General features: G+C 74.5%; 11 protein-coding genes. 3 read left to right on the top strand and 8 right to left on the bottom strand.

Annotation, left to right across the window (positions count from 1 at the left end; translation table 11 throughout):
* The first annotated feature begins 475 nt into the window (after window positions 1-475).
* Window positions 476-1,561 carry an LLM class flavin-dependent oxidoreductase gene (locus tag ACFCX4_RS30325; RefSeq protein WP_376149334.1) on the top strand — a complete coding sequence of 362 codons (1,086 nt, stop codon included), beginning with the start codon at window positions 476-478 and terminating at the stop codon, window positions 1,559-1,561.
* Window positions 1,558-2,847: an LLM class flavin-dependent oxidoreductase gene (locus ACFCX4_RS30320; RefSeq protein ID WP_376149331.1), complete on the top strand. Its 1,290-nt coding sequence runs from the start codon at window positions 1,558-1,560 to the stop codon at window positions 2,845-2,847. Before ACFCX4_RS30325 ends, ACFCX4_RS30320 begins: the two co-directional genes overlap by 4 nt.
* A 175-nt stretch (window positions 2,848-3,022) precedes the next feature.
* Here the strand turns inward: ACFCX4_RS30320 and ACFCX4_RS30315 are convergent, their stop codons facing one another.
* Window positions 3,023-4,060, bottom strand: coding sequence for a LuxR C-terminal-related transcriptional regulator (locus tag ACFCX4_RS30315; protein WP_376149328.1), 1,038 nt, complete (start codon window positions 4,058-4,060; stop codon window positions 3,023-3,025).
* A gap of 141 nt (window positions 4,061-4,201) precedes the next feature.
* Between ACFCX4_RS30315 and ACFCX4_RS30310 the strand changes: the two genes are divergently transcribed.
* A complete protein-coding gene (locus ACFCX4_RS30310) occupies window positions 4,202-5,116 on the top strand; it encodes a branched-chain amino acid transaminase (protein WP_376149326.1) in 915 nt (304 codons plus the stop codon).
* Between the two features lie 23 nt (window positions 5,117-5,139).
* Here ACFCX4_RS30310 and ACFCX4_RS30305 read toward each other — a convergent pair whose 3' ends face one another.
* From ACFCX4_RS30305 to ACFCX4_RS30275, 7 genes are all read right to left on the bottom strand, one after another.
* A complete protein-coding gene (locus tag ACFCX4_RS30305) occupies window positions 5,140-5,886 on the bottom strand; it encodes an MBL fold metallo-hydrolase (RefSeq protein ID WP_376149323.1) in 747 nt (248 codons plus the stop codon).
* Window positions 5,887-6,084: 198 nt separating this feature from the next.
* Complete coding sequence (locus ACFCX4_RS30300; RefSeq protein ID WP_376149320.1) at window positions 6,085-6,276, bottom strand: MerR family transcriptional regulator; 192 nt, start codon at window positions 6,274-6,276, stop codon at window positions 6,085-6,087.
* A gap of 199 nt (window positions 6,277-6,475) precedes the next feature.
* Complete coding sequence (locus ACFCX4_RS30295; protein WP_376149318.1) at window positions 6,476-7,444, bottom strand: PLP-dependent cysteine synthase family protein; 969 nt, start codon at window positions 7,442-7,444, stop codon at window positions 6,476-6,478.
* A gap of 86 nt (window positions 7,445-7,530) precedes the next feature.
* A complete protein-coding gene (locus tag ACFCX4_RS30290) occupies window positions 7,531-7,809 on the bottom strand; it encodes a MoaD/ThiS family protein (protein ID WP_376149315.1) in 279 nt (92 codons plus the stop codon).
* 103 nt (window positions 7,810-7,912) lie between these two features.
* Window positions 7,913-8,032 carry a putative leader peptide gene (locus tag ACFCX4_RS30285; RefSeq protein WP_310593142.1) on the bottom strand — a complete coding sequence of 40 codons (120 nt, stop codon included), beginning with the start codon at window positions 8,030-8,032 and terminating at the stop codon, window positions 7,913-7,915.
* Window positions 8,033-8,182: 150 nt separating this feature from the next.
* Window positions 8,183-8,614 (bottom strand): Mov34/MPN/PAD-1 family protein, encoded by a 432-nt coding sequence (locus ACFCX4_RS30280; RefSeq protein WP_376149312.1) that lies wholly within the window; start codon window positions 8,612-8,614, stop codon window positions 8,183-8,185.
* Window positions 8,615-8,711: 97 nt separating this feature from the next.
* Complete coding sequence (locus tag ACFCX4_RS30275; RefSeq protein WP_376149309.1) at window positions 8,712-10,166, bottom strand: amino acid permease; 1,455 nt, start codon at window positions 10,164-10,166, stop codon at window positions 8,712-8,714.
* Window positions 10,167-10,347: the final 181 nt, after the last annotated feature.

Genomic DNA, 10,347 nt, shown 5'->3' with positions numbered 1-10,347 from the left:
CCCCCGCTCCCCCGGGTGGCGGGGCGGGGCCGTTCGCGTGCCCGGAACCGGAGCGCGCCGCGCCCCGGACGGGGCCGTGCCCCTCCCCGCACCGGCCCCCCTCGCCCGCCGGCGCGGGGCCGGCCGGCTGTCCACCTCCGGGGCCGGCCGATGAGACGGTGGTTGACGGATCCGCGGAACCGCTGGTCAACTGAAGCGGTGAACGCCCCCCGTCTGCTGGTGACCCGCAGCCACATCGACTTCGGTCGCGTGTGGTCCGCGGCGTGTCGCGGCTGACCCGAGCGTTCCCCCCGCCGCCGCCCGGCTGACGTCCCCGCCGCGCCCGGCCGCCCGACCCCGTCTCCCGCACCGCCCGTCACCCGGGCGCGCCGCCCCGTGCCCCCGCACACCGCACCCGCTCCCGGCCCCCGGGGCCGCGGGCCGGTCCGCGACAGCCGCACGCACCGCTTCCGTCCCAGGAAGGCCAAGGCCACCCATGCCCCGCCAGTTGCACCTCTCCGCCGCCCTCGACAGCCCCGGCCGCGTCGACGCCGACCACTTCACCGCGCTCGCCCGGCTCGCCGAGCGGGCCGCCCTCGACTTCGTCACCCTCGACGACTCCTACGCCCCCGAACCCCGGCGGCTCGACGCGCTCGCCACCTTCGCCCGGCTCGCCCCGGTCACCCACGGCCTCGGCCTGGTCCCGACCGTCACCACCACCCACACCGAGCCGTTCCACACCTCCATCTCGGTCAACACCCTGGACTGGGTCAGCGAGGGCCGGGCCGGCTGGCTGGTCGGCGTCTCCGACACCGGGGCCGAGGCACGGGCCTTCGGCCGCAAGGGCACCGCCCCCGCCGAGGAGCTCTGGGCCGAGGCCGCCGACGCCGCCGAGGTCGCCGCCCGGCTCTGGGACAGCTGGGAGGACGACGCCGAGATCCGCGACGCCGCCACCGGCCGGTTCGTCGACCGCGACAAGCTCCACTACATCGACTTCCAGGGCCCGCACTTCTCGGTCCGCGGCCCCTCGATCACCCCCCGCCCGCCGCAGGGCCGACCGGTGATCGCGGTCACCGTCACGGCCGCCGACCTCGCGCCGGAGGCCGGCCCCGGCAGCCGCGCCCGGGTCGACACGGCGGTGCGCCACGCCGACGTCGTCCTGCTCGACGCCCCCGACCGGAGCACCCGGCTCACCGCCGCCACCGAGCTGCGGCTGCGCGGCGGCGAGACCCTGCGGATCCTGGCCCGGGTCCCCGCCGCGCTCGACGGCGCCACCGCCGCCGACGCCCTCCTCGACGAGCTCACCGAGGGCGGCGGCGGGGTCGACGGCTTCCACCTGGTGCCGGCCGACCCGGCCCGCGACCTCGCCGCGATCGCCGGCCACGTCGTCCCCGCCCTGCGCGAGCGCGGACTCTTCCGCACCGGCTACACCGGCCGCACCCTGCGCGACCACCTCGGCCTGGAGCGGCCCGCCGGCCGCTACGCCCTCGCCTCGACCATCGCCGCGCCCGCGGCCCCCGCCGCCACCGTTCCCGCCGGCCGCCCGGCCGCCACCGCCGAGACCGCCGAGGTGACCCGATGACGGACCGTCCGCTCAAGCAGATCCACCTCGCCGCGCACTTCCCCGGTGTCAACAACACCACCGTGTGGACCGACCCGGCCTCCGGCAGCCAGATCGCCTTCGACTCCTTCCGCCACCTCGCCCGGACGGCCGAGCGCGGGAAGTTCGACTTCTTCTTCCTCGCCGAGGGCCTGCGGCTGCGCGAGGTCAAGGGCCGGATCCACGACCTCGACGTGGTCGGCCGCCCCGAGTCGATCACCGTCCTCAACGCGCTCGCCGCCGTGACCACCCACCTCGGACTGGCCGCGACCGTCAACGCCACGTTCAACGAGCCCTACGAGCTGGCCCGCCGGTTCGCCTCGCTGGACCACCTCTCCGGCGGCCGGGCCGCCTGGAACGTGGTCACCTCCTCCGACGCCTTCACCGGCGAGAACTTCCGCCGCGGCGGCTACCTCGACCGCGCCGACCGCTACGCCCGGGCCGCCGAATCGGTCGAACTGGCCCGGGAGTTCTGGGACGCCGCGGACGGCGGCACGGTCCGTCACCAGGGGCCGCAGTTCGACGTCGAGGGCACCCTCTCGGTGCCCCGCCCGCCGCAGGGCCACCCGGTGGTGATCCAGGCCGGCGACTCCGACGGGGGCCGCGAGTTCGCCGCCGCCGCCGCGGACGTCATCTTCAGCCGGCACTCCACCCTGGCCGCCGGCCAGACCTTCCACGCCGACGTCAAGCGCCGGCTGGCCGCGTACGGGCGCAAGCCGGACGAGCTGAAGATCATGCCCGGGGTCACCTACGTCCTGGGCGACACCGAGGCCGAGGCCGTCGAGCGGGCCGCCGAGATCCGCCGCGCCCAGGTGAGCCCGGCCACCGCGATCAACTACCTGGAGCAGATCTGGGGCATCGACCTCTCCGGCCACGACGTGGACGGCCCGCTGCCGGCCGTCGACCCGGTCCGCGACTCCGGCCTCGTCCAGGGTCGCACCTCGCTCGGCGACCCGCTGGAGATCGCCGCCAAGTGGCGCGCGGTCGCGGCCGAGAAGAAGCTGAGCAGCCGCGAACTGGTGATCGAGGTGACCGGCCGGCAGAACTTCATCGGCACCCCGGCGAGCGTCGCCGCCCAGCTCGACCTCCATGTGCAGAGTGACGCCGCGGACGGCTTCATCCTCGTCCCGCACCTCACCCCGGGCGGGCTGGACGAGTTCGTCGACAAGGTGGTCCCGCTGCTCCAGGAGCGCGGGGTGTTCCGCACCGAGTACACCGGGACGACCCTGCGCGACCACCTCGGCCTGCCGGTCCCCGGCCGGCGCTGAACCCCGCGGCCCGGACCGTCACCGCCCCGGGGCCGCCCTTTCGGATCCCCCCGGGCGGTCGACGTGCTCCGAAGGAGAGGCCCTGGGGCGTGTCTTGTGGATCACTGCCGGGCCCGGACGCCGGGGCACGCACCCCAACGGCGCGGCCGGTCCGACAAGACCCACAGGACACGCCCTAGACGCGGCCCAGCCGGGCGGCGTGCACGCCGGCCTGGAAGCGGCTCCCCGCCCCCAGGCCGGCGGCCAGCTCGGCGACCAGCCGGCGCACCGTCCGCTCGGACAGTTCGAGCGTGCGGGCGATCGCCGCGTCCGTCCGCCCGGCCGCCAGCAGACGCAGCACCTCGGCATGACGGTCCGTCATGCCGACGCTCTCGGCGAGGAGTTCGGGCGGGATCCAGGCGGCCGACCAGAAGTACTCGAACAGCTCGGCGACCAGGGCGACCAGCGCCGGATCGCGCACCACCACGGCGGCCTCCGCGGCCGGGTCGTCCCCGCCCGGCCCCGCCCCCGGGGCGGGCAGGATCGCCAGCCGGGCGTCGACCACGATCAGCCACAGCGGCAGCGAGTGCGCCACCCTGATCCGGGCCCCGGCCCCGGCCAGCTCCCGGACGTGGCCGAGCACGGCCGGACGGCGCAGCGCGGCGGCCGGGTAGACGGTGCGCAGGGCGGCGCCGTGGGCGAGGGCGAGGCGTTCGCGGGCGAGCTTGCCCGCGAGGGCCGGGCCGGAGAGGTCCTGTCCGGGGCGCAGCGAGAGCGCCTCGGTGCGGGCGCCGCGGGCGGCGTCCTCCAGCAGGGCGGCGATCCGGTCGGCGCCGCGGACGACGTCGAGCGCGGTGCCGGCGCGGTGGTGTTCCTGGACGGGCAGGTAGCCGGTGTGCAGGCGGTCCACCGTGTCGCGGGCCCGGTGCAGGGCGCCGACGAGGGCGGTGACCTGCCGGTCGGCGTCGAGCAGCAGCTGCCGGACGGCGGTGTCCACGGAGACCGCGGCATGGCCGGGGCCGGGGCCGGGATCGGGATCGGGGCCGGGATCGGGGCCGGTGGCGGGAGCCGGGCCGGCGGCGGGCCTGAGCAGGCCGAGGGCGAGGAGCTCGGTGGTGGCGGCGGCGATCCGCGGCGCGTCCCAGCCGGGGAGCAACTCGCCGGGCGGGCGGCCGGGTTCGGCGAGCAGTCGGGCGTAGAGCCGGGTGGCGTCCCGGTCGGCGGGGCTCTCCATCGGCGCAGCCTAGTGACGGCCCGGCGCCGGCCGCCGGGGTTTTCCACATTCCGGGACGGGCGGTTCCGCTCCCGGTCATGGCCGGTTCCGGCAGCGGCCGGACGGCCCGCCGGCGGGCTCCGGGTGGCGAGGATGGCGCCCATGACGGCTCTTCCCGAAGCTTCGACGATCTGGCAGGACGGCGCGCTGGTGCCCTGGCACGCGGCGACCACGCACGTCCTCACCCACGGCCTGCACTACGGCACCGGGGTCCTGGAGGGCACCCGGGCCTTCGCCACGGCGGACGGCCCCGCGGTGTTCCGGCTGCCCGAGCACCTGCGCCGGCTGGAGCGCAGCGCGCGCATGCTGCGGATGGAACTCCCGTACGGGGTGGAGGAGCTGACGGCGGCCACGGTCGAACTGGTCCGGGCCAACGGCCACCGCGCGTGCTACCTGCGGCACTTCGCCTTCCTGGGCTACGGCGCGATGGGGCTGGACATGCGGTCCTCGCCGACCTCCGCGGTGATCGCGAGCTGGGAGTGGCACTCGCAGCTGCCGGAGGCGGAGGGCGGCATCCGGCTGAAGACGAGCAGCTGGCGGCGGACCGGTCCGAACGCGGTGCCGCCCGCCGCGAAGGCGACCGGCCCGTACCTGAACTCGGTGCTGGCCCGCCGGGAGGCGACCGACGCGGGGTACGACGAGGCGCTGCTGCTCGGGGCGGACGGCTCGGTGGCCGAGTGCACCGGCGAGAACGTGTTCGCGGTGCGGGACGGGGTGCTGCGCACGCCGCCGTCGAGCGCGGGCGCGCTGGAGGGGATCACCCGGGACACGGTGCTGACGCTGGCCGGTGACCTGGGGGTTCCGGTGCGGGTGGAGCCGCTGCTGCGGTCGGACCTGTACGCGGCGGACGAGGTGTTCCTGTGCGGGACGGCGGCCGGGGTGGTGGCGGTGCGCTCGCTGGACGACCGGGAGCTGCCGGGCGCTCCGGGGCCGCTGACCGCGCGGCTGCGGGCGGCCTACGGGGCGGCGGCGACCGGTGCGGACCCGCGGTACCGGCACTGGCTGACGTACGTCTGAGCCGGCCGGCGGCGGCCGGTCCGTCAGATCTCGTACACCGCTCCGGCCCGGGCGATGTCGACCGGTCCGGGGTAGGCGGCGGCCGCGTCCCGCCGGTTGAGTTCGGCGTCCGTCCACGGGGGGATATGGGTGAGGACGAGCCGGCGGGCGCCGGCCGCGGTGGCGTGCTCGCCGGCCTCGCGGCCGTTGAGGTGGACGGCGCGGTAGGTGTCGCGGCCGTCGAGGTAGGCCGCCTCGCAGAGGAAGAGGTCGGTGTCCCGGGCGAGCCCGACGAGGTCGGCGCTCTCGCCGGTGTCGCCGGAGTAGACGAGGCTGCGGCCGTCGTGTTCCAGCCGGAAGGCGAACGCGTCGACGGGGTGGTTGACCTGGGCGACGTCGACCCGGAAGGGGCCGAGGTCGAAGCGGCCGGGGGTGAGGGTGCGGAACTCGAACACCTCCTTCATCCCCGGGTTCTCGGGCATGTCGTAGGCGCGGGCCATGCGCTCGGCGGTGCCGGCCGGGCCGTAGACGGGCATCGGCTCGGGACAGCCCTCGGCCCGGTAGTTGCGGGCGACCCAGTAGGCGCACAGGTCGACGCAGTGGTCGGCGTGCAGGTGGCTGAGCAGGACGGCGTCGACCTCGTAGATCGAGACGTACTTCTGGAGGGCGCCGAGCGCGCCGTTGCCGAGGTCGAGCACGACGCGGTAGCCGTCGGCCTCCACCAGGTAGCTGGAGCACGGCGAGTCGGCCGACGGGAAGCTCCCCGAGCACCCCACCACGGTCAGTTTCATCCGAGCCCCTCCGCCCCGACACATCCCTGGCTGCCGCTGGTCATGACAGCGGGCCGGGGGTACCGGCCGGTGGCGCTGCCCTGCGCGTGTGTCGAGGGTAAGGGCGGACCGGCACTTTGCCCCCGTCTCCGTGCCGTGCTGTGGCTGGAATCACCAGAACGCCGGGGGGACGGGGGACGGGGGGTGCTGCGGGGCCGCTCAGCGCCGGCCGGGACGGCGGCGGGCCCAGGCGCGGATGGTGTCGGGGTACCAGCGGGGGTGGCCGCCGCCGTCGAGCAGGTCCGGTTCGGGGAGCAGGCCGTGGCGCCGGTAGTTGCGCACGGTCTCCGGCTGGACGTTGATGTGGCGGGCGATCTCGGTGTACGACCACAGGTCGGTGCTGCGGGTCACGGGTCACCTCCGCGTGTGCGTGGGGACGGACGTGTGCAGCCTTTCCGGACATCCCGCCGGCTCCGCCGCGGAACGGACACCGTGGTCGTACCGTGACGAACCGGGTGCACGTTCCGGACAAATCCTGGTCCGACACCCGGTCCGGCACCCGGTCCGCGGTCGCACCTCCGGGTCCGCCGTCACGCGGCGCGGGGGTGCGTCACGCCCAGAGCTGGCCCTGCAGCGCCTCGACGGCGGCCTCGGTGGACTCGGCCGTGTAGATGCCGGTGGAGAGGTACTTCCAGCCGCCGTCGGCGACCACGAAGACGATGTCGGCACGCTCGCCGGCCTGGGCGGCCTTGCGGCCGACGCCGATCGCCGCGTGCAGGATGGCGCCGGTGGAGACGCCCGCGAAGATGCCCTCCTCCTGGAGGAGTTCGCGGGTGCGCCGGACGGCGTCGGCGGAGCCGACCGAGAAGCGGGTGGTGAGCACCTCGGCGTCGTACAGCTCGGGGACGAAGCCCTCGTCGAGGTTGCGCAGGCCGTAGACGAGGTCGTCGTAGCGCGGCTCGGCGGCGACGATCCGCACGCCGGGGACCTTCTCGCGCAGGTAGCGGCCGACGCCCATGAGGGTGCCGGTGGTGCCGAGGCCGGCCACGAAGTGGGTCACGGTGGGCAGGTCGGCGAGGATCTCGGGGCCGGTGCCGGTGTAGTGGGCACCGGCGTTGTCGGGGTTGCCGTACTGGTAGAGCATGACCCAGTCGGGGTGCTCGGCGGCGATCTCCTTGGCGATCCGCACGGCGGTGTTGGAGCCGCCGGCGGCGGGCGAGGGGATGATCTCGGCGCCCCACATGCGGAGCAGCTCGCGCCGCTCCTCACTGGTGTTCTCGGGCATCACGCAGACCATCCGGTAGCCCTTGAGCTTGGCCGCCATGGCGAGCGAGATGCCGGTGTTGCCGCTGGTGGGTTCGAGGACCGTGCAGCCGGGGGTGAGCCGGCCGTCGGCCTCGGCGCGCTCGATCATGTGCAGCGCCGGGCGGTCCTTGATGGAGCCGGTCGGGTTGCGGTCCTCCAGCTTCGCCCAGAGGGTGACCAGGCCCTCGGCGTTGCCCGGCACCGCGGCGGAGAGCCGGGGCAGGCGGACCAGCGGGGTGTTGCCGACGGCTTCGAGCGGGCTGTCGTAGCGCAAGGGGTCCTCCGGCGGGCGGGGTGAGGGGCGGAGCGGAGGCTGCCCGCCCCGTCCCGGGCGGTGCGCGGGACGGGGCGGGCGGGTGGTCAGCGGGCGCCGCCGGCCACGGCGGGCAGGATGGTGACGCTGTCGCCGTCGGCGACGGCGGTGGTGATGCCCTCCAGGAAGCGCACGTCCTCGTCGTTCAGGTAGACGTTGACGAAGCGGCGCAGCTCGCCGTTGTCCAGCAGGCGGGCGGCGATGCCCGGGTGGCGGGCGTCGAGGTCGTGGAAGAGTTCCCCGAGGTTGCTGCCGGAGCCCTCGACGGCCTTGGCGCCGTCGGTGTAGGTGCGGAGGATGGTCGGGATGCGGACCTCGATGGCCATGGGTGCGCTCCTGTGCGAGTCGTGAGGTGGGTGGGCCGCAGCGGGCGCGGCAGGGCGGTCGGCCCGCGCGGTGGTGCCTGCGGCAGGCCGGGACGGGCGCGGCTCAGCGCGAGCGCGCCGGCGTACCGGGACAGATCGCGCCGGCGTGCCGGCACAGGTCGATGTGCAGGCGCGCCACGAGGCGGGTGCCCGGGGCCTGGGTGCTCACATCGACGGAACGCATGGGCTCATCGTATAGATTCCCGGGCCCGCTCCTCCATGCCCGTCTCGGGATCCGGATGAATCGGTTTCCCCTGGTGAGACGGCCCGGAAACGGCGGTGGCCCGCCGACCGCCCGTGGACGGTCGGCGGGCCTCGCCCAGGTGGGTGCGGGTCAGGCCGGGTGGGCCTCGACGACCTGGACGTCTTCCTCCGTGATCACCCCGTCCACGATGCGGAACGAGCGGAACTCGTACGGGTCGTCGGGACCGTTGCCCCCGGCGGTGGAGACCAGGACGTAGTGGGCGTTCGGCTCGGAGGCGTAGCTCACGTCGGTGCGCGAGGGGTAGGCCTCGGTCGCGGTGTGCGAGTGGTAGACGATCACCGGCTCCTCGTCCCGGTCGTCCATCTCGCGGTAGAGCTTCAGCAGGTCACCCGAGTCGAACTCGTAGAAGGTGGGCGAGCGGGCCGCGTTGAGCATCGGGATGAACCGCTCGGGGCGGCCGCTGCCTTCCGGTCCGGCGACCACGCCGCACGCCTCGTCCGGGTGGTCGGCGCGGGCGTGGGCGACGATCGCGTCGCGCAGTTCTCGGGTGATGGTCAGCATGGCGCCAGAATAACCACGCCCCGGCGGGGAGCGCCGGGGCGTCCGAGGCTCGGTCGGCGGGCGTCCGGGGCTCGGTCGGCCGACGCCGCGGCCCCGGTCAGCCGGCGTCCGGGCCGCCGCCGCGCACGTGCAGGTGGTCGTGGGCGACCGCGTGCAGCGCCTCCGGGCTGCGGCGCCTGAGCACCTGGTAGCCGGCCACCAGCAGCGCCGCCCAGACCGGGAAGACGTACAGCGAGATCCGGTTGTCCTCGTCCAGGCCGATCAGCACGACCACCAGCACCAGGAAGGCGAGCGCGGACCAGCTGGTCCAGGTGCCGCCGGGCGCCTTGAAGCCGGGCGGCGGCAGGTGCCCGCCCCGCCAGGCCCTGCGGTAGCGGATCTGGCAGACGAGGATCATCGCCCAGGTCCAGAGGCCGCAGACGGTGGCGACCGAGGTGATGTACTCGAACGCCTTGGCCGGGACGACGTAGTTGAGCACCACGCCCAGGCCCATGAGCAGCGAGGAGACGGTGATCGCGACGGCCGGGGTGCGGTGCGAGTTGAGCCCGGTGAGCCGGCCGGGGGCCTGGCCGCGCAGGGCGAGGTCCCGCAGCATCCGGCCGGTGGAGTACATGCCGGAGTTGCAGGAGGAGAGCGCGGCGGTGAGCACCACGAAGTTGATGATGCCGGCCGCGGCGGGGATGCCGATCTTGCCGAAGGTGGCGACGAACGGGCTGACGCCGGGCTGGAACTCGGTCCACGGCACCAGCGAGAGGATGACCACCAGGGCGCCGATGTAGAACAGCGCGATCCGCCACGGCAGCGTGTTGATGGCGCGCGGGAGGGTCTTCTGCGGGTTCTCGCTCTCGCCCGCGGTGACGCCGACGAGTTCGACGCCCAGGTAGGCGAACATGACGATCTGCAGGGTCATCACGGTGGCGCCGACGCCCTTGGGGAAGAAGCCGCCGTCCTGCCAGAGGTGGGTGACCGAGGCGGTGTCGCCGGCGTCGCTGAAGCCGAGGGTGAGCACCCCGACGCCGATCAGGATCATGCCGATGATGGCGGTCACCTTGACCATGGAGAACCAGAACTCGATCTCGCCGAAGAGCTTCACCGAGATCAGGTTGGCCCCGTAGAGGAGCACCAGGAAGGTGAGGGCGCTGAGCCACTGGGGGATGTCGGGGGCCCAGAACTTCACGTAGACGGCCGCCGCGGTGGTCTCCGCCATGCCCGTGACGACCCAGAACAGCCAGTACGTCCAGCCGGTCACGAAGCCGGCGAAGGGGCCGACGAACTCCCGTGCGTACTCGGCGAAGCTGCCGGCGACCGGGCGGTAGGTGAGCAGCTCGCCGAGGGCCCGCATGATCGCGAAGATCACCACGCCGGCGACCGCGTAGGACAGGATCAGGCTGGGACCGGACTTCGAGATGGCGGTGCCCGCGCCGAGGAAGAGCCCGGTGCCGATCGCGCCGCCGATCGCGATCATCTGGATCTGGCGGCTGCCCAGGCCCCGGTGGTAGCCCTCCTCGTCCGGTTGCGCGTCGACGACCTCGTCGTAGAGCTTCTCGGCCATGTCTCACCGTCCTGGATGGGTGGTCTCGTGGGTGGGTCCCGTGGGGGTGGGGAGCAGTCGTACCACGCACGATCCGGATAGCGGTGTCCATCTGAGCGACATTTGAGCATGTACCGATAGGGTTTCGCCCGTTTTGAACGGAAGGGCCCCGGTCTCCCGTCCGGCATGCGGACGGGAGACC

Source organism: Kitasatospora sp. NPDC056327 (assembly GCF_042261735.1).
GTDB lineage: Bacteria > Actinomycetota > Actinomycetes > Streptomycetales > Streptomycetaceae > Kitasatospora.
The sequence above is the reverse complement of the archived record's forward strand: the minus strand, read 5'-3'. Positions and strand labels throughout refer to the sequence as shown.

Excerpts from the sequence above, each read along its gene's own strand:
- ACFCX4_RS30290 (WP_376149315.1), bottom strand. The coding sequence starts at position 7,809 with ATGGCCATCGAGGTCCGCATCCCGACCATCCTCCGCACCTACACCGAC.
- ACFCX4_RS30325 (WP_376149334.1), top strand. The coding sequence starts at position 476 with ATGCCCCGCCAGTTGCACCTCTCCGCCGCCCTCGACAGCCCCGGCCGC.
- ACFCX4_RS30285 (WP_310593142.1), bottom strand. The coding sequence starts at position 8,032 with ATGCGTTCCGTCGATGTGAGCACCCAGGCCCCGGGCACCCGCCTCGTG.
- ACFCX4_RS30320 (WP_376149331.1), top strand. The coding sequence starts at position 1,558 with ATGACGGACCGTCCGCTCAAGCAGATCCACCTCGCCGCGCACTTCCCC.
- ACFCX4_RS30315 (WP_376149328.1), bottom strand. The coding sequence starts at position 4,060 with ATGGAGAGCCCCGCCGACCGGGACGCCACCCGGCTCTACGCCCGACTG.
- ACFCX4_RS30280 (WP_376149312.1), bottom strand. The coding sequence starts at position 8,614 with ATGCTGACCATCACCCGAGAACTGCGCGACGCGATCGTCGCCCACGCC.
- ACFCX4_RS30305 (WP_376149323.1), bottom strand. The coding sequence starts at position 5,886 with ATGAAACTGACCGTGGTGGGGTGCTCGGGGAGCTTCCCGTCGGCCGAC.
- ACFCX4_RS30275 (WP_376149309.1), bottom strand. The coding sequence starts at position 10,166 with ATGGCCGAGAAGCTCTACGACGAGGTCGTCGACGCGCAACCGGACGAG.
- ACFCX4_RS30310 (WP_376149326.1), top strand. The coding sequence starts at position 4,202 with ATGACGGCTCTTCCCGAAGCTTCGACGATCTGGCAGGACGGCGCGCTG.